At 49.8% G+C, this 19,453-nt stretch carries 18 protein-coding genes; all 18 read right to left on the bottom strand.

Annotated elements, in window-relative coordinates; all coding sequences use genetic code 11:
* Positions 1-34 precede the first annotated feature (34 nt).
* The 18 genes from flhB to CBP31_RS12705 all read right to left on the bottom strand — a co-directional run bounded on the left by flhB (position 35) and on the right by CBP31_RS12705 (position 18,886).
* Complete coding sequence (gene flhB, locus CBP31_RS12795) at positions 35-1,180, bottom strand: flagellar biosynthesis protein FlhB (RefSeq protein ID WP_087037884.1); 1,146 nt, start codon at positions 1,178-1,180, stop codon at positions 35-37.
* Entirely contained in the window at positions 1,181-1,969 is a 789-nt protein-coding gene (gene fliR / locus CBP31_RS12790; RefSeq protein ID WP_087037881.1) for a flagellar biosynthetic protein FliR, read from the bottom strand. It lies immediately after the preceding gene.
* A 582-nt stretch (positions 1,970-2,551) separates the two neighbouring features.
* Positions 2,552-2,821: a flagellar biosynthesis protein FliQ gene (gene fliQ, locus CBP31_RS12785; RefSeq protein ID WP_087037879.1), complete on the bottom strand. Its 270-nt coding sequence runs from the start codon at positions 2,819-2,821 to the stop codon at positions 2,552-2,554.
* A complete protein-coding gene (fliP, locus tag CBP31_RS12780; protein WP_087038764.1) occupies positions 2,822-3,544 on the bottom strand; it encodes a flagellar type III secretion system pore protein FliP in 723 nt (240 codons plus the stop codon). It lies immediately after the preceding gene.
* 86 nt (positions 3,545-3,630) lie between these two features.
* A complete protein-coding gene (gene fliO / locus CBP31_RS12775) occupies positions 3,631-4,005 on the bottom strand; it encodes a flagellar biosynthetic protein FliO (protein WP_087037877.1) in 375 nt (124 codons plus the stop codon).
* Positions 4,005-4,427 carry a flagellar motor switch protein FliN gene (fliN, locus tag CBP31_RS12770; RefSeq protein ID WP_087037875.1) on the bottom strand — a complete coding sequence of 141 codons (423 nt, stop codon included), beginning with the start codon at positions 4,425-4,427 and terminating at the stop codon, positions 4,005-4,007. Before fliN ends, fliO begins: the two co-directional genes overlap by 1 nt.
* Positions 4,424-5,482, bottom strand: coding sequence for a flagellar motor switch protein FliM (gene fliM, locus CBP31_RS12765; RefSeq protein ID WP_087037873.1), 1,059 nt, complete (start codon positions 5,480-5,482; stop codon positions 4,424-4,426). The genes fliN and fliM overlap by 4 nt, the downstream gene beginning before the upstream one ends.
* A 7-nt stretch (positions 5,483-5,489) precedes the next feature.
* Positions 5,490-5,963 carry a flagellar basal body-associated FliL family protein gene (locus CBP31_RS12760; protein WP_087037871.1) on the bottom strand — a complete coding sequence of 158 codons (474 nt, stop codon included), beginning with the start codon at positions 5,961-5,963 and terminating at the stop codon, positions 5,490-5,492.
* A 48-nt stretch (positions 5,964-6,011) separates the two neighbouring features.
* Complete coding sequence (locus CBP31_RS12755) at positions 6,012-7,397, bottom strand: flagellar hook-length control protein FliK (RefSeq protein WP_087037870.1); 1,386 nt, start codon at positions 7,395-7,397, stop codon at positions 6,012-6,014.
* A 538-nt stretch (positions 7,398-7,935) separates the two neighbouring features.
* Complete coding sequence (fliJ, locus tag CBP31_RS12745) at positions 7,936-8,376, bottom strand: flagellar export protein FliJ (protein WP_087037867.1); 441 nt, start codon at positions 8,374-8,376, stop codon at positions 7,936-7,938.
* 577 nt (positions 8,377-8,953) lie between these two features.
* Complete coding sequence (fliI, locus tag CBP31_RS12740) at positions 8,954-10,300, bottom strand: flagellar protein export ATPase FliI (protein WP_087037865.1); 1,347 nt, start codon at positions 10,298-10,300, stop codon at positions 8,954-8,956.
* A complete protein-coding gene (locus CBP31_RS12735) occupies positions 10,287-11,174 on the bottom strand; it encodes a flagellar assembly protein FliH (protein WP_087037863.1) in 888 nt (295 codons plus the stop codon). The genes fliI and CBP31_RS12735 overlap by 14 nt, the downstream gene beginning before the upstream one ends.
* A complete protein-coding gene (gene fliG, locus CBP31_RS12730) occupies positions 11,171-12,217 on the bottom strand; it encodes a flagellar motor switch protein FliG (RefSeq protein ID WP_087037860.1) in 1,047 nt (348 codons plus the stop codon). The genes CBP31_RS12735 and fliG overlap by 4 nt, the downstream gene beginning before the upstream one ends.
* Complete coding sequence (gene fliF / locus CBP31_RS12725; protein ID WP_087038762.1) at positions 12,210-13,919, bottom strand: flagellar basal-body MS-ring/collar protein FliF; 1,710 nt, start codon at positions 13,917-13,919, stop codon at positions 12,210-12,212. Before fliF ends, fliG begins: the two co-directional genes overlap by 8 nt.
* Positions 13,920-13,930: 11 nt before the next feature.
* Positions 13,931-14,245 (bottom strand): flagellar hook-basal body complex protein FliE, encoded by a 315-nt coding sequence (gene fliE / locus CBP31_RS12720; protein ID WP_087037858.1) that lies wholly within the window; start codon positions 14,243-14,245, stop codon positions 13,931-13,933.
* Positions 14,246-14,460: 215 nt separating this feature from the next.
* A protein-coding gene (locus CBP31_RS12715; protein WP_087034927.1) for an IS3 family transposase occupies positions 14,461-15,653 on the bottom strand; the annotation gives its coding sequence in 2 pieces (ribosomal slippage) (positions 14,461-15,356 and positions 15,356-15,653; 1,194 coding nt in all).
* Between the two features lie 495 nt (positions 15,654-16,148).
* Positions 16,149-17,582: a sigma-54-dependent transcriptional regulator gene (locus CBP31_RS12710; RefSeq protein WP_087037856.1), complete on the bottom strand. Its 1,434-nt coding sequence runs from the start codon at positions 17,580-17,582 to the stop codon at positions 16,149-16,151.
* 224 nt (positions 17,583-17,806) lie between these two features.
* A complete protein-coding gene (locus CBP31_RS12705) occupies positions 17,807-18,886 on the bottom strand; it encodes a sensor histidine kinase (RefSeq protein WP_087037854.1) in 1,080 nt (359 codons plus the stop codon).
* Positions 18,887-19,453: the final 567 nt, after the last annotated feature.

Below are 19,453 nucleotides of genomic sequence, written 5' to 3'. Positions count from 1 at the left end.
AGGATGACGGCAAAAAAGGCGCTTACCGCTGCCTTTACAAAGGCCTGTCCGCTTTATATTCGTCGGGGATCGGCAGGTCGTCTTTTAGGGCGGTGGGTTTACGGCCTTGGCCTTTGCGCCAGTTATTTAACTGAAACACGTAAGCTAATACTTGGGCGACCGCCACAAACAGGCCATCAGGAATTTCGCCATCCACCTTAGTGGAGAAATAAATGGCCCGTGTCAGCGCTGGCGACGAAATCACCGGTATTTCGTATTCACGGGCAATTTCGCGAATTTTTAATGCCACTTCATCAAGCCCTTTAGCCACCACTTTAGGAGCCGCACCTGGGGTAAATTTATCGTAGCGCAGAGCCACTGAGAAATGGGTCGGATTCACCACTACTACGTCTGCATCGGGCACATCGGCCATCATGCGTCGGTTGGCCATTTCTTGCTGCATACGTCGGATACGCCCTTTTACTTCTGGCTTACCTTCACTGTTTTTATATTCGTCTTTGATTTCTTGCAGCGTCATCTTCAATTGGCGCGTGTGGTTCCAAATTTGAAACGGCACGTCTATGGCCACAATTGGCAACAGCGCTAAACACAGTACTAGTCCCATGTTTAACACCAGATCCGTGGCCTCCACCATGGCGGCGGGTAAGCTTTCATTGCTGAGGCGTAAAATATTATCGAATTGCCCCCACAATACCGAAACGGCGAGCGTGGCGATAAACACTACCTTGGCAATTGATTTGAGCAGTTCCACCATAGCTTGCACACCAAACATGCGCTTTAAGCCTTTAGCTGGGCTCATTTTATTAAGCTTGGGCATCATGGCTTGGGTGCTAAAGTTAATGCCGCCCAGCAAGCTGTTGCCCACTAGCGCCGCCACCAACACAATGGCGAACAGCCCGAGCAAGGGCCACGTTAGGGCCAATATGGAGTCCCGAAAGGCCGGCATCATAGAGTCAGGATCGAACAACACCGCCCGTTCTACAGAAAAGTTAGCTTTAAAAACTTTAAACAGCGCCACGGTCAGCGCATCACCCACCATGATTAAGCCAAAAGCACCGCTCAATAATACCGCCGCCGTGCCTAGCTCTTTAGAGCGGGGAATTTGACCTTTTTCTCGGGCTTGGCGCAGCCGTTGCTCCGTAGGGAGTTCCGTTTTTTCCTGACCATCGGACTCTGCCATTTAGCCTCCTTCGCAGGTAAGCAGCAAGGTATCGCAGATCACCAATTGGATGCGCTGCCACTGGTTTTCAAAGTGGCCCAAGAAGCCACCTAGCGTCAGCCATAAAATAAATAAGCCACACACCATGCTCACCGCAAAACCAATACTAAAAATATTCAGCTGGGGTGCGGCACGGGTCATAATGCCAAAAGTGAAGTTAATCAAAAGCATAGCCACGATTGCTGACAACGACATGGCCACCGCAGCATAAAACAGCATCGTCAGCAGCCCAGCCAATTGCTGCCAACTGGCCACGCTAATACCACTCATAGACACGGGCAACGTTTCAAAGCTCATCACTATGGCTTCAATCATCACCAAATGGCCATTGAGCGCTAAAAACAGCAAGGTGCCCAACATCAAATACAGCTGACCGACTACCGGCGTAGACTGGCCGTTAAGTGGATCTACCATGGAGGCAAAACCCAAACTGGTTTGCATGGCAATCACTTGGCCGCCGGTCACGAAAGATTGCACTAAAAACTGCGAGAGTAAGCCAATTGCCGCGCCAATCAGCACCTGCTGGGCGGTGATCAAAAAGCCACCAATAGAGAACAGCGCCACATCCGGCATCACCGGCAATACAGGAGCGACCGCTATGGTAATGGCCACCGCCAGCAACAGGCGGTTAAACATAGGCGTGAGGTTGGCACCAAACATCACCATGGTCATCATCATGCCGGCGATCCGGCACAGCGGCCATAAGTAGCTAGCCAGCCACAGCAATATTTGATCAGTGGAAAAATTCACGCGGTTCCTTTAACTATGGTGAAGCGTAATGACGACGTTCAAGCAGACGAAAGACACAACATTCAAAGACTCTCTGCAACGGAATCCACTGAACCCACGGAAAAATAGAGATCAAATCTGAAAGATATTTAATTAGTAATAGCTTAACCAAATCATCGATTAGGATTGGTATTGGTCTTACCAAGAAAATCTCTTGGCTCTTTTCGAGCTTGTATCAGCTTGATTTTTCCGCGTTCTTCCGTGGGTTCCGTTGCAAAAAAATATTGGGTTTTGAAGCTGAACGTTTAAACCGTTCCGCCTGGGTTGCAATGCGAGAACAAGTGTTCGCCTACTAAACCAAAACAAGATCCTAACGTGCAGCAGGATGACGGCATAAACAAAAACACCGCTCTTCTTGGCCGTCTTACCGGACTCGCTCCGGTATCTCGCTCTTGGCACTAAAGCCAAACAAGATCCTGACCTGCGTCAGGATGACGGCATAAGCAAAAACGCCGCCGCCATTTTTTAAGGTTTAGGTGTTATCTCGTCCGCTTTACTCTTCACCCCCTCACCTCCTTATGCTTCACCCTTCACGCCTTTCGACTAACCTATCACCTGCGGTATTTGTTCGATTATCTCGTAGAAGAAGTCCATTAACATGCCAAAGCCCCAGTGGGCACCTACGGCCAGCCCGCCTAGGGTGACCAATAAGCGCGGTAAGAAGCTTAAGGTTTGTTCGTTAATAGAAGTGGCGGCCTGAAATACCGCCACCGTTAAACCGATGGCCAGGCTGGGTAAGATCACCGCCGACACCAATACCGTTACTAGCCACAGGGCGCTGCGAAAGATATCGACGAATACTTCTGGGCTCATTTATCCGGCTCCTAAGCCAAAGCTGTTGGCCAGTGTCCCCATAATTAGGCTCCAGCCATCCACCAGCACAAATAGCATCAGTTTAAAGGGCAATGAAATAATCATCGGTGACAGCATCATCATACCCATGGCCATCAAAATACTGGCCACTACTAAATCGATCACCAAGAAAGGCAAAAACAGCATAAAACCAATCTGAAAGGCAGTTTTTAGCTCACTGGTTACAAAAGCAGGGATGATAACGCGCAGCGGCACTTCTGCTTCGTTATCTACTTGAATATTGGCGATATTAAGGAAGGTTTCCAAATCCTTAACCCGCGTTTGCGACAACATGAAATCGCGGATCGGTAACTCAGCAAACGACAACGCCTCTTTCGAGGTGATCTCTTCTGCTAAGTAAGGCTGCAAGGCCGTTTCGTTCACCTTATCTAACACCGGCGACATAATAAAAAATGACAAAAATAAACTAATACCAATCAACACTTGGTTATTAGGACTTTGTTGTAAGCCCATTGCCTGACGTAAAATTGACAGTACGATAATGATCCGCGTGAAAGACGTCATCATAATGACGATCGCCGGCAAGAACGACAGCGCCGTCATCAGTGCTAACACTTGCAAGGTCAGACTGTATTCTTGGCTACCATCCGCATTGGTAGTCACGGTTACCGCCGACATGCCTTGCTGAGCCATAGCAGGGGTGGCCAATAACATAAGTAGCATTATCAGCAGTAAGACTGGCCAGCTCCGTTTAAGGCGAGTAACCCCGCCACTCAAACCAGACGCTAACCCAAGGTTCATCGTGCTGCTCATTGCCCTTCCTTGGTGAGCGGCTCAGGATTACGTTTCGTCAAGAAACTTTTCGCCTGTTCAACTGCCAACGGCTGTTCTAATTTGCCCAAGTGAGAGATCTGTTGCGCAGTAACGCCCAGCAACCATTGCTCTTCGCCCACTTGCACTACTATCGCCCGCTCCCGCTGGCCGAGTGCCAATGAAGCCACTATTTTCATCTGGCGACTGCCGCCCAATAATGCCGCACCGCGCAAACGGCGCAAGATCCAGCCCAGCACTAAGATAACGCCAATCACTAACAAGGAAGATAAGGCCCATGAGTCCCACTTAATTTCTGGCCCTTCCGCCAGCACTGCAGTAGGCAGCAGTAATAAGATAAGAAATACGCGCATTATTTAAGCTTTTTAATACGTTCGGTTTGGCTGATCACATCGGTCAGTCGAATACCAAACTTGTCGTTCACCACCACCACTTCGCCGTGAGCGATCAATGTGCCGTTAACCATCACATCCAGCGGCTCACCCGCTAAACGGTCCAGCTCAACTACCGAGCCTTGGTTAAGCTGCAACAGATTACGAATGCTGATCTGAGTGCGGCCTACTTCCATCGAAATGGTCACCGGAATATCTAAGATGGCGTCCAGTTTGCGTCTTTCGTCGCCAGACAACGGCGTATTATTATCCTGATGAAAGTCATCCAGCTCTACGGGCTTGACCGAGTGTGCATCATCTTGTTTCGGCTGGCTTTCTTTAACGCTCTGCTCGGCCATGGCTTCGCCCCAAACGTCATCTATCTCGTTTTGTTCATCACTCATGATGCATCCTCGATCGTTCTTTCTAATTCTGCTAATTCGGCTTCACCGTCAATGCGAATACCGCGGCGCGTTACCTGATTGAGTTCGTTTTTAATGGTGTCTGGCTTCTTGATCTTTTCACTAATTCTCACCGCCATTTTATCGTGCGAGCGCCCTAATTGGCCACGAAATGTCGGCAAGCCTTCTACGGACACTAACAAATGCTCGGGCATATCGATGGGAATAATATCGCCAGTTTGAAGCTCCATAATATTGCCAAGGCTCAGCTCTTTTTCTAACAGCCGCACCGACATATCCACTTTCACATCGAGAATTTCATCGCGCAGCGCCTTGCTCCAACGCAGGTCATTTTCGCCTTTATCACTTTGCACCCCCGCATCCAGCAGCTCACGAATGGGCTCCAACATGCCGTAGGGTAAGGTGACGTGAAAATCACCGCCGCCGCCGTCCAGCTCAATATGAAACGAGCTCACCACTACTACTTCGGTGGGGCTAACGATATTGGCCATGGTGGGGTTCACTTCTGAGTCTAAATACTCAAACTCCACATCCATGACCGGTGCCCAAGCTTCTTTATAATCTTCAAACACTAATTTGAGCAGCAATTGAATCACGCGCCGCTCGGTGGGCGTAAATTCACGGCCTTCAATTTTGGCATGACGACCGTCGCCACCAAAAAAGTTGTCCACCAAAATAAACACCAAACGCGCTTCCATGGTCACCAGACCTATGCCTTTTAACGGCCGAAAGCGCACCATATTTAAACTGGTGGGCAAAAATAGTGAATGCACGTACTCGCCAAACTTAATCATTTGCACGCCATTTACCGACACTTCGGCGGCGCGGCGCATCATATTAAATAAACTAATGCGCATATGGCGGGCGAAACGTTCATTAACCATCTCAAGAGTCGGCATGCGCCCACGCACGATGCGATCTTGAGAGGAAAAGTCAAACATGGAGATGCCGCCAACATTGCTGGTCGGATCATCTTCTACATCATCTACCCCGTGTAACAGGGCATCAATTTCATCCTGAGATAATAGATCGCTCACGATTCACCTATTGCATTACGATATTGGTAAACAACACTTTTTCAACCAAAGGACTACCCACTTGGTCGGTAAGCACTGCATTCAGTTCATCTAATGCTTCTTGCTTTACGGTAATTTTTCCTTCCGCCGTTAAATAGTTATCGGCTGTTTGCCCACTAAATACGGTTAATAAGGTGCTTTCTAATAACGGAAGATGACGCTGAGCCAACACTTGGCCTTGAGCGCCGCGCACCATTAGTTGCACTTCTATCTGCACTAAACGCTCACGCCGCCCCGCCACTACAGCGAAAATAAAAGGTTGAGACATCCCCACATACAGCGTTGTATTATCCACTTCAGGTTCAATGGCCACTGGCTCACTTGAGAATTTTAAAAAGCCTACTGCGGCGACAACCACTGTTACGATGATCAGCGCCAGTATGATTAAAATAAGTTTACGTTTGTACCATGCCATTTTAGGCATAGTGAGATTGTCGGCCATGATTACCTTATGTACCTTATTTATCGAGCCCTAGTGTACTCGTTTCACTTAAGCAAAAAAGTCTATTCTGACGTCATCCGCACCATAAAGTGCGGGGGTGCGCTTATCTACGACCTGCTGTTGTAGCTCGTCACCGGCGGCGGAATAACTGCGCCACTCACTTTCTTGTCCTGCTGGGTGGCTATCTTGCTGATCTGCCTGCTGCTGTGCAGATTGGCCATGTTCACTTTGACCAAAACCTTGTTGAGACAAAAAGTTGGCATTCGCTTGCGCTGTTTGCTGTTGACCCGATTGCTGGCCTTGCCCTTGCTGGCCCGTATGTTGTTGCCCTTGGTGTAAGTTCATACCTTGCTGCTGCAGCATTTCTCTTAAACGCGGCATGGCTTGCTCAAGTAATTCTCGCGCTTGCGGGTGACTAGCCACAAACTGTACCTGTACTTCGCCCTGCTCCATGCGAATTTGAATACGCATGGCGCCAAACTCAGACGGATTCAGCTTAATGTCTGCTTCTTGTAAGTTTTGGCTGACCACCACTTGCGCTTGCTGCGCCAGCTGCTTGGCATTTTGCTCGGCAGAGCCATGTAACGTTAGCGCTTTATCTAATGTAGCGGCGCGCTCTGGTAAGGTGCTAAGCACTGGGTTGTCACGATTAAACAATAAAACACCGGCCTCTTCGGCCTCAACCGTTGAATTGGCTTGGGCATCTCCAGCACTTGTTTGAGCCCAACGACGCCCATGCTCAATTTGTGCCATCCATTCAGATGACTCCATATCCGTTAGCGGTTTCATCTCTGAGGTAACCGCTCGGTTTTTGGGCTCAATTTCAGAGTCAGGATCAGATAATGGGATGTTCGCCGACTCAACCAACCGCTGGGCGGCGCTAGACTGCTCGGCATTAATACTTATATTCATGGTCTGATGAGACTGAGCAAGCGGTGCAGTGGACATTTTATTTAGCTTAGCGAGCGACTCAGACAACAGCATCAACTCATTGTCGTTCTTAGATACCCGCTCCATCTCCGGCGGCAAAGCTCTGCCGCCTTGCCGCTGTGATCCATTAACAGCATCACTCTCTAGTTCGGCTGCTGCATCAGGGTCTGTCACCGGAGGAGAAATAGGCGCTGCTTGAGCCCGCTCAGCCTTAGATGCCAATGCTACGTTTGACGGATATTTTATTTCAGAACCAAGATCCGACGGCACTTGCGTATTCGCTGCTGCATAGAGCAAGTCTTCACTCTGCTCATCCTGCTCTCGCGGCTTGTCATACTCATCGGTATTTGGCTTAGCAGTTACATTTTCTGCCGACTGTGTGTCTGACTCTTGGGTAAATACTTCAGCAAATAACTCTGCGCCATGTTCAGCAGCAGTATCCGTCTTCCCGCCACCACTACTTTGGCGTGCATTAACGCTTACAGACATTATGTTCATAGTCATGATGAAGTGTTCCCCATAAATCTGCGGCTAAATCACCAGCCTAAAATGCTCCACCTCGGCGCCATAGCCTAGCAACCCAAGATTAATACCAGATCGATGCAAGAAGCGAACCAAGATGTAAAGGCAGCGCTACGCTGCAACAATGTTGAATGCTTAGTTTTTAATGTTGAATGAAAACAGGAGCGATTTTTTGGTTTTTGTAGAGGCCGATTTTGCGCAGCAACACTTAAACATACAAGGTGGCCGCCTCTTCGGTGAAAAGAACTTCGCCACGGTTTGCTCTGTGTCTTTTGTAGTGTGCCAATTTATTCGGCACGGTTTGGTTCTTGATGTGAGCTTTAAACTATCCAGCTACGCTGGCCCGCCGAAACTCTCTATCTACAAACAAGGGGCGGCTACAGGACACCCGTCTTTTGTAGGGCCCAATTTATTCGGGCCGGTTTATTTTGTGCCTTTTGTGGCATCTCGTAGGCAAAGAGTATGAGGCACGGTTTAGGTTTGGATCTAAAACCATCCAGCTACGCTAGGGCGCTGGCTGTTAGCGTTTTTTTTGATTGTAAAATCGGTAAATAGCGAGGTTATCGAGCATCTTCTGCTCTTGACGGTTACTTTCAATTTGTTTGCGCTCGGCTTCCCGCTCCAGCAGGGTTTCAATGGCTTGCTTGCGCGCGCGTACCGCCATCCAGGCGGTGCGGCTTTTTTCCATCTGCTCACGGGCATTTTTAAGCCCATCTTGCTGCTGCTCTTGAGCGACTTCTAGCTTATTAATAAACCCCTGAAAGTGACTAAATTGATTAGCGCTTAAGCCTTCGCGCCCACGATTTTGAAACTCTTCACTGTAATTGCGCTGATATTCACTCAAGGTCTGTTGCTGTTGTGCCAGTTGTTGTAATTGCAACTGCGCCGCACCTAACTCAGCCGATGCTTTACGCTCTTGAATATCCAGCTGATTTAATAACAAATGTAATGCTCTGCTCATGGCTTAGGGTCTCGCCCAACTGAGTGAAATGTAGAGAGTGAAGCGGAAACATAACACCAAACCTAAATCCCTTTTTGCCACGGAATACACGGAAGAACACGGAAGAACACGGAAAAAGAGTGATCAGATCTGAATAAAATCTGTTAAGGGTGAAGCGTGAAGAGGACAACCTAATTACCATCCTCTAACGTCTTTGCTGGCTCTTACCAATACCTGATTACGTATGAACTTCAACCATAATGCACCCTGTTTTGGTCTGTTCTTTGTAGCTGCCGGTAAAGCCACAGTGTTGAATGTTGGATGAAAAGCTTAACTCAACACTCAAACCCAACACTCGCCCGTAAGTTCCGCCTGCGGCGTAATGCGAGAGCAAGCGTTCGCCTACAAAGCCACAGGTCTCTTGTAGCCCGCAACTTGTTCGCGGGTCCTGCGAAGCAGGATGGTTTTCAGGTTTACACCTACAAAGCCACAGTGCTGAGTTGTGAGTATTGAATGCTGAGTGAAAGCACTTAACTCAACACTTATAACTAAAAACACAACACTCGCCCGTGAGTTCCGCCTTTACCCTCCCTCTCTATTAGTTAGCTCGCATTAGCGGTTTGCTTATAACTTCAAGCTCAGCTAAACAGGCGGGCATGGTAATGGCATCTGTCATGCTTTGGGTTAAAAAGTGCTCTAAGCGCGGGCGGATCTGAATGGCCATATCAATGCGCGGATCGGCGCCCGACTGATAAGCGCCCAAGTTAATCAAGTCGTGATTTTGCTGATACAGCGCATAGGCTTGCTTTACCGCTCGCGCTTGCTGTTGATGCTCTTGGGTGGTGACTGCCGTCATCACGCGGCTGATGGATTTCTCAATGTCGATAGCCGGATAATGACCGCTGTCCGCCAATTGACGAGACAAAACAATGTGGCCATCTAAGATGGCCCGCGAGGCATCAGCAATCGGATCTTGTAAGTCATCGCCTTCGGTTAATACCGTAAAAAAGGCGGTAATGCTGCCCTGCCCTTCGGCGCCGTTACCGGCGCGCTCTACCAGTGCCGGCAGGCGGGCAAACACCGATGGCGGATACCCCTTACTGGCAGGCGGCTCACCCACGGCCAGCGCGATTTCACGCTGGGCTTGGGCGTAACGGGTTAAGGAGTCCATCAGCAGCAGTACGTTTAAATTTTGGTCACGAAAATATTCAGCCAAAGTCAGCGCCGTTTCACAGCCCTTAAGACGCATTAAGGGCGACGAATCCGCAGGTGCCGCTACCACCACTGAGCGTGCACGCCCTTCATCCCCTAATATTTCATCGATAAATTCTTTTACTTCTCGGCCCCGCTCGCCAATTAAACCCACTACTACTACGTCGGCTTTAGCACCGCGGGTCATCATGCCCATGAGCACACTTTTACCCACGCCAGAGCCCGCAAATAAGCCCATACGCTGGCCTTGGCCGACGGTGATCAGTGCGTTAATGGCGCGCACACCCACGTCCATCACCTCACGAATGGGTTTGCGGGCCATGGGGTTTAACCGTGGAGCAGTAAAATCAGCAGTTTTGCTGGTCACAATTGGGCCTAAGCCGTCTAACGGTTGGCCGATTCCGTCTATCACTCGGCCCAGTAATTCCATGCCCACCGGCACCCCTTCGCCTTGGCCCACAGGAGTCACGCGCGCGCCGGGGATCACGCCTTTTAGCGACTCGCTGGGCATTAAAAACAGCTTATCGTCAGAAAAGCCCACCACTTCGGCGTCCATGTCGCCAAACAACGTTTGAATTTTACACAGACTGCCCACGGCGGCGGTACAACCTACGGCTTCCAACGTTAAGCCCACCACCCGGGTAAGTTTGCCACTGGCGGCCATGGCGGGTACTAAGCCTTTGGTTTGGTAGGCATGCAATCGATGAAGAAGTGATGTTCTACTCTGCGGCATGAAAACGTGACCAATTAGCTTTAAGAAAATTTGCCATCAGTTCATCAATGCGCAGTGCCAAACTCACATTTAGCTCTGACATTGCAGTTTTTACTCGTAGATCACCCCGAGCTTGGGCAGGTTCACTGATCAACTGCCAATGGCGCTGTTCACGGCTTTGTTGATCAAAATGCTGTTCAATAACAGCCAAATCTTCTGGGTGTAAATACAAGGTGATTTTGGTGCTATCACCGTGATTATCGGCACCGGGCAAGGCAGACATAGCCTCTTGCACCGTCGCCAATAACAGTTGCGGAGACGTGGTAGCTTCTATTTTCAATAAATTGCGCGCCAACTCTTGAGCCAGCGTCACCACACTTTGCTCCACCACTTTATCAATCTGCGCCAACGGCGCTTGTAGCTGACCGATGAGTTGCTGCCACTGCTGCACTTGAGCTGCAACTTGTTCGCGGCCCTCATTCAAGCCTTGCTCTAGCCCTTGTTGCAAACCCGTATCATGGCCTTGCTGCATGCCAGTTAAGCGGCCTTCTTCATGGCCAGCGGTCATGCCCTCTTGCTTGCCCTGCTCAAAACCTTCTTCATAGGCGGCTTGGCGAATAGCCTCTAAAGTTTCAGCGGTTAACGGCTCAGGCTTAAGGTCATATTCAGGTTCAACCTCCTCCACAATGGCCCGACGCTTAATATTCAGAGCTTGCGTGGGCTCAGGCTGAGATTGTTTAACCTTAGGCTCCGATAAGTCAGGCCAAGGCCAGCTGTCTGAATCTGGCCCTGCTGCTAGCTCTGCATCTAACTCGCTGCCAAATTCTCTGCTTAATTCAGAGTTGCGCCCAGCAGGGATGCGCCCAGGTTTTGCGCCGTAAGGATGCCGACTCATACAAAGTCGTCTCCGCCGCCTTTAGACAGCATCAGCTCGCCACTGTCGGCCAAGCGTCGTGCTGCTGCCAAAATGTCTTTCTGCGCTAATTCCACATCACTGACCCGTACCGGCCCCATCGCTTCTAAGTCGTCTTGCAGTAATTCTGCCGCCCGCTTAGACATATTACGTAAAAATTTCTCTTTCAGCTGATCATCCGCGCCTTTTAGCGCGCGCTGTAGCAACTCACCGTTCACTTCACGCAGCAGCATTTGCACGCCGCGATCGTCTACGTCAATTAAATTCTCAAAGACAAACATCAAATCCTGGATCTTCATGCTCATTTCTTCGTCTTCGTCACGAATGGCATCCATTAAGGTGCCTTCAACCGAAGTATCCAGATAGTTCATAATGCTCGCTGCGGCCTTCAAGCCGCCCATTTTCGCCGCCTTGGCACCACTTTGGCCGGCAAACTGTTTTTCCATAATGTCGTTTAGCTCTTGCAGTGCCGCGGGCTGCACTTCTTCAAGCTCAGCAATACGCATCACTAAATCTAGGCGCACCGGCTCAGCAAACAGCTGCAAAATTTCCGCCGCTTGCTCAGGGTCTAAATATGACAATACTATGGTTTGAATTTGCGGATGCTCGTTCAAAATAATACCCGCCACTTGGCGGGCATCCATCCATTTCAGCGAGTCTAGGCCGCGCGAGCCCGCACCGGCCGAGATTTGATCTACCAAGCGCCCAGCTTTATCTTCACCCAGCGCTGCCACTAATGCATTACGCACAAAGTCTTGGCTGCCGACACCAATTTTGGTGAAACGCTGAATATCTTCAATAAATAATCGGTGTACTGCGCCAACCCTGTCTGGCCCAAAATCTCCTACTGCCGCCATTTTCATACCAAGGCGCTGCACTTGCTTAGGATCTAAGTGGCGAAAAATCTGTGCCGCGTCTTCTTCGCGCAAGCTCAGCATCAGCAAAGCCGCTTTTTCAGTGCCGGTCATTTTCTCGAGCACCTTGCGCTGATCTTCCGTCACCATTAGCTGTTCGGTATTACTCATCGGCTTTCACCCAATCTCGTATCACTTGCGCCGCTAAATCTGGTTCATTTGACACCAACGACCTGATAGCTAACAGCACGTCTTCATCTTTATTCAAATCGGGCAACTGCAACCGCCCTTCGCGAATACCAAACATGCCTTCGTCTTTTTCTGCCTGCTGAGCGAGCAAAGTAAGGTCGTCACTGCCTAACAGTGCATTTTGACTATCTAAATCCACTTGATCGGGCAGCTCTTCGCCCCCCAACAAACGGCGTAACATGGGCCGTACTAACATCAGCAGTAACACCACCAGCACAATTACCGCACCGATAATGCGCATTAAATGTAAAAACCACGCTTTTTCATAAAACGGCGTACCCGTAATGTCATCCATTACTGGGCGGTTAAAGGGCACGGCCACCACTTCAATGGCGTCCCCACGGCTCACATCAAAGCCTAAACCGCCACGCAATAAGCGGTCGATACGCGTCAGCTCCTCTGGCCCTAAAGCGACCCTTGTTACAGTGCCGTCTTCGCCAATCACATTTTTATGATCCACCGCCACCGACACCGTTAAGCGGCGCACATCACCGGTTGAGCTTTGGCTATGGCTAATGGTGGTGTCGAGCTCAAAATTACGGGTCGCCTCTTTGCGCGAGCGATCGTTACGGCGCTGCTCTTGGGCGGCTAAGCCGTTGGCATCTTCCGGTATATCCGACTCGCCCGGTGGCTGATTGGTTAAGGCGCCAGGAATACCCAACGCACCTAAGCCAGATGAACTGTCTTCCATCACCATCTCGGAGCGTACAGCGGGCAAGTCTGGATTATAAGATTTAACGGTTTGTTCGGTGCGAGTAAAATCGAGGCGTACGTCCACCTCCGCCGTATAATTGCCTAAGCCTAATACTGGGCTCAAGATAGCGTCGATTTTTTGACGATACTCACGTTCTTGTTTTTGCTGTAGTTCAAATTCTCGACGGCTGCGCGCCGACAGCGGATCTTGAGAGCCAGAATTTAACAGCCGACCGTTTTGATCGGTGACCGTTACCTTATCCGGGGTCATCTCTGATACTGCAGAGGCCACCGTATCCACAATGGCGTCCACTTCTTCTTGGCGCAGCGTACTGCCACGGCGCAAGTTCACTAACACAGTGGCGCTGGGTTGGCGCTTATCTCGTACAAACACGTTTTCACGCGGAATGGCCAACAGCACTTGCGCCTTGCTCACGCTGTTAAATTGCTCAATCACGCGTGATAATTGACGCTCACGGCTCAGATTTAAGCGCTCACGCTCTAAGCGTTGGCTAATACCAAAACCGGGGTCAGATAAAAGAATAGAGTCGCCCTCAGGCGGTGCTTGTTGCAGGCCTGAACGACGTAAATTGAGTTGTATGTCTGAAAAACGGTCGGCGCGCACCAGTACCGTATTGCCTTCAATCTTATAATCGACTTTTTGGGTATCTAAATAATCAAGAGTTTCAATCAGTTCTTGATTGTTGTACATGCCCAAAGGACGCATCTCGGGTTCTTTGCCCCACAGCAACAGAAATACCGCCAGCGCCAAACAAATGGCCAGTGCCAGCACAATAATAACTTGACGTAAAATGTCGGTGTTGCCGAGCAAAGCAAAAGGCGTGCTTTTTTGCTCGTCCGCCTCTAATGAGCTCGTCTCGCGGGTAGCAAGTGCAGACTTGTCGGTATTCGCCAACTGATTATCAGCCACCAATCACGCCCTCATACCGGCATATTCATGATGGTTTTATAGGCTTCTACCACTTTGTTACGCACCTGAACTGTTGCATCAAACGCAAGGCTGGATTTTTGCGCCGAGATCATCACACTTTCTAAGCTCACAGAGTCATCACCCAGCTCGAAACGGGTGCGCAAGTCATCGGTACTTTTTTGTAAGCCATTCACGCTATTCACCGCTTGGCTAAGCAAGGCGGCAAAGTCCTGTTGTGGCACAGCAGTATTGGGCGCCGCCAGCGGTTGCAGCTCACTGCGCATGGCCTGCATTTCTGATAATAAGCCGGTCGCTTGAATATCCATCTGCCTTGGCTCCTGAATTAATTGGGGAAGATAATCATCACATGTAAATAGTGCATGCAATCTTAGTGCCACCTGATGCAGGTGAAGAATTTACGCAAGCGGCCAGTATATAGTCAACGAGGTAGAAAACACAGCACAGTACCGTGAGGAGTAAGGTGTTAAGCGTGAGGTGTAAGATGAAAAGATGGAATGGCCCGACTAAAGTAGACACCAGTTTAAGCAGCATTAAGTTGCTGCGCATATGCGTTGGGGGTTAATCCTCCCAGCGCAGTGTGTTGTCTTACTTTGTGGTAATACTGCGTGATGTAGAAGTGTATTTCTTCTGCCATCTCTTTACGAGTTAACAGCCCTAAACGACGGGTCCATTCCTTTTTCAGTAAAGCAAAAAAGCTTTCTGAACACGCATTATCCCAGCAGTTTCCCCGGCGAGACATGCTGATAGTCACTTTACGTTTATTCAACCACGTCATGGTCGCCATACAATGATATTGGCTGCCCTGGTCTGAGTGGAACATCAGCTCTCGGCCATCAGGCTTCTGCTTCTTCCAAGCCTGCTTTAAGGCCTTAATCACTAATTCAGCACTATTAACCGGCCCTTGAGCCTTGCCCACTACCTGTCTGGTAGCAAGATCGATTATCACCGCCAGATAGAGCCAGCCTTCTTCACAGCGTATTTGAGTTATATCTGACACCCAAACACGGTTCTCTTCTGCAACCGTAAACTGTCGGTTTAACAGATTCGGCGTCGCAGCGATGCCTGGCTTATGTTTACGATGCCCAGGCTTAGGCGCGACACAAGAACGGTAGCCCACACTCTGTAATAGGCGTTGCACTTGATTCTTACCACAAGCAAAGCCTTGGTCAACCGCTTCGCGCCACAATTTCCGATAACCCGCAATACCATGTTGCTGTTCAGCTTCAGCCAATAAAAAGGCGAGCAAACTGCGATGACGCTCCGCCTGAACCGAAGGCTCTCGTTGGCGCTGCTTCCAACAATAAAAACCCGCACGAGATACCTGGAGTACGCGACACATCACCAGTACCGTCCAGCTCATGCTGCGATACCGGTCGATGAAGGCAAATTTTATCGCCGTGTCTTGGTAGCGTACTCTTCCAGCTTTTTTAAGATATCGAGCTCCAGTTCAGCGCGCTCTAGCTTTTTCTTAAGACGCTTATTCTCTTGCTCTAACTGACGAAGGCTTTTATCTGGCCCTTCATTTTTAACGGGCTTATCCTGTTTCGAATCTGGTTTGTCCATTATCCACTCTCGACGCCAACGGCTTAATACGTTCGGATGCACCCCCAGCTCACTGGAGATGTCAGCTAATGTTTTAGGTGATGAAACAGAGAGTTTAACGGCTTCCCGCTTAAATTCATTACTAAATTTACGTTTGGTTCGGTATTGCATACACTTCCTCACTCTGAAGAAGTGTCTACTTATTCGGGGCCATTCCAAGACCAGAACGGTGCTTGTGTTTTAAGCCGTCTTCCTGACGCACGTCAGGATCTCGCTGTTAGCTTTTGTACTAAGTGCGAGATACCGTGGCCGTCATGCTGAACTTGATTCAGTATCGGCAAGACGGCACAGGACCAGAGCGGTGTTTGTGCTTTAAGCCGTCTTCCTGACGCATGTCAGGATCTCGCCCTTGGCTTTAGTACTAAGTGCGAGATACCGGGTCAAGCCCGGCAAGACGGCAAAGAGATACAAAACCAACAACATACGGTGTTTGTGTTTTAAGCCGTCTTCCTGACGCACGTCAGGATCTCGCCCTTGGCTTTAGTGCTACGTGCAAGATCCCGAGGTTGTTATGCTAGGCGCTATCTTTTCCCCTTCACATTATTTTTCTGTGTTGTTCCGTGTATTCCGTGGCAAAGAAAGTTTTTAAAGCTCGGCGCTGGTTTGCTAAACCTCCATTCCCGCTTCGCGCATGCGCGCCAGCTTATAACGCAGAGTGCGTGGGCTAATGCCTAACTGTTCGGCAACCTGTTGGCGACTGCCACCATGCTCTTGCAGCGTCTGCCAAATAATTTGCTGCTCTTGGCTGGCTAACTCTTGGCTCAAATCTGTAGCCGTCGCTTTATTCACTTCGCCCGCAGACTCATTGGCCGCATAACAACTAGCCGCCTCAGCAATCGCTAACTCTGCAACCGGCATACTGGGGTTTACACTCAAAGGTACAGCCGCAGGCGCTAACAACTCATCTAACAAAATATCTTGTGCTTCAATCACCGTGCTTTGCGCCAAAATTAAAGCGCGCTGAATAACGTTACCCAGCTCGCGCACGTTGCCCGGCCACTGCCATGTCAACAATCTAGCTTTGGCAGACTCACCTAATTGCAACTGGCCACGACCTAGCTCTTTGGCGTAACGCTGCAATAAAAACTCGGCTAACGGCACTATATCGTCGGGCCGCTCGGCCAAGGCTGGCCAATGCAGCGGGAACACATTTAAGCGATAAAATAAGTCTTCTCGAAAACGGCCATCCGCCACCGCTTGACGCAAGTCGCGGTTACTGGTCGCTAATACTCGCACATCCAGTGCAATGGTTTTGCGCCCACCTAAGCGCTCCACTTCGCGCTCTTGCAGCACCCGCAATAACTTAGCCTGCAGGTTTAAGTCCATCTCGGTAATTTCGTCCAGCAGTATGGTGCCGCCATTGGCCTGTTCAAACTTACCGGGATTACCTTGCACGGCACCGGTAAAGGCACCTTTTTCATACCCAAATAAAGTGGCTTCTAACATATTATCGGGAATCGCCGCACAATTTATCGCAACAAACGCAGCATTAGCCCGATCGGACTTTTGATGAATAAAACGCGCCAGCACTTCTTTACCAGTACCGCTAGGCCCGCTGATCATCACACTGGCCCCTGACTCCGCTACGCGGGTGGCCAACTGCAACAATTGAATACTGCTGGCGTCCCCCACTACCGGATTACCATCATCCAGTACCGGCTGAGTTATATGGCGCGACACCACGCTTAACAAAGTATCCGGCGTAAACGGCTTGGCTAAATAATCCACGGCACCAGCACGAATGGCCGCCACCGCACCCGACACTTGGGCATAGGCCGTCATCACCAACACCGGTAAACCCGGAATACGGCGATTAATCCAATCTAATAGCCCAAGGCCATCCATACCCGCCATTTGCACGTCTGTGATCACTAGTTTCGCTGCATGATGTTGCAACCAAATGATGGCATCTTCCGCATTGTCTACGGGCGCGCACGAAAAGCCCGCCAGCAATAGCGTATCCTGCAGCGCCTGCTGCAAGCCCGCATCGTCTTCTACTAATAAGATATCAACCACATCTGGCTGCACTTCATGAGTCATGAAATATGGTTCCTTAATTCTGTAAAGGGTGAAGTGTAAAGCGGACGAGATAACACTCAATACAGAGCCAAACATAAATCTATTTTTGCCACGGAATACACGGACGAGGAGCAAAAATCATAATGATAAAAGTTTTTCTTTTGTAGTGTGCCAATTTATTCGGCACGGTTTGGCTTGCTGTTTAAAAACATCCAGCTACGCTGGCCCGCCGAATGAATTGGCGGCTACAGGGTGCTTTGTCTTTTAGTTCGCTGCTTATTTTCAATTTTCGGTAACCACAAACTGAAACAGCTGCCTTCACCTAACACCGATTGCACGGATACTCGTCCTTGATGGGCGCGCATTACTGCGCTCACTGCCGCCAACCCTAAACCCGTGCCTTGGCTGCGGGTGGTAAAAAACGGCGTGAAGATATTTTTCAGCACGCTTGGCGCCATGCCTTTACCGTTATCTTGCAGTCGAATTTCTAGCTCATTGCCTGCCATTAACAACTCAAGGCGCAACTCAGTCGCTCCTGCATCAACGGCGTTTTCTAATAAGTTCAGTACTATGCCTTTTAGGGCGTGGCGATTACCCAACACTTGGCTTGAGGTAATGTCTTGCTGAACAAGCGTTAAGGTCGCGCCTTGAGCGGCTAACAAAGCTGTTGCAGCCTCTACGCATTCAGGCAATAACTCACTTAGCGCCAAAGTATCTGCTAATGGCGCTTGCTCGGGTTTAGCGAATAATAAGATGTCGCTTATTTGACGCTCAATATCATTAAGCCGGTCGATTAAGCGCTGCTGAAACTGCACCCGCTGGCTTTCTGTTAACTGCGGGGACGCTAAATTGGCACCATAAAGCATGGCGGCAGATAAAGGCGTGCGAATTTGGTGTGCCAGTGTGGCGGCCATCTGCCCCAGTGCCGCTAAGCGTTGGGCATGGCTTTGCTGCGCTACCCAAGCACGAGTGGGCGTAAGGTCGGTAAGCTGAATTAACTGGCCAGGCTGGCCTTCAATATGAGAAATAGCCAACTGAATACGCCGACCATCTTTAAGCGAAACTTGCAGTCCATCGTCCGGCTGCGGCGCAAACACCCGCTCAATTACTGCCGACCAAGCTTCGCCTAATAGCGGCTTATTTTGTAACGGCTCACCCAACGATGCAGCCAAGAGTCTTTGCGCCGCCGGATTCACTAACGCCACCCGCCCACGGCCATCCAGCCACACCACGCCACTGGGTATGGCATTAACTAAGGCGGCCATACTCAAGGTTTCCGGCAGCACAGCTGTCGACTCATTAGGCACTATCGTGTCATTAAGCATAAGGGGGCACAATCAGGGGGTGATAAACTGTTCATACAATAAGCATGCCAGCCTGCCCCGTGAGGGGTAAAGAGTGAGGCGTGAGGAGGTAAAGAGACACTGTCTTTTGTAGTGTGCCGCTTTAGCTGGCACTCCCGTCTCAGCGGGAATATTTTAGATCATCCAGCTTCGCAGGGGGGAGCTCGTCTCGCCGTGACGAATCATTCCAGTTTAATCGAATATCCAGTGAATATTCGCAGTAGGCTGAAATGGTGAGCATCAATTCCTAAAGCGTGGGACTACAAGTGCGGTGCCTTTTTACTGGGATTGATATAACTTGAGGCCGCGACCGCCGGCCGGTTTTGCCTAGCAAAGTAGCTTTAGATTTAGGTGTCGGACTATCAATAGGTTACGCCTTCGGCGTAATGCGAGAGCAAGCGTTCGCCTACAACCACAGGCTCTTGTAGCCCGCAACTTGTTCGCGGGTCCTGCGAAGCAGGATGGTTTCAAGTTTACACCTACAAAGCCACAGTGTTGAATTGTGAATGTTGAATGTTGAATGTTGAATGTTGAGTGTTGAGTGTTGAG

The organism is Oceanisphaera profunda (assembly GCF_002157895.1).
Taxonomy (GTDB): Bacteria; Pseudomonadota; Gammaproteobacteria; order Enterobacterales; family Aeromonadaceae; genus Oceanimonas; species Oceanimonas profunda.
This window is presented reverse-complemented; position numbering and strand designations above follow the sequence as displayed.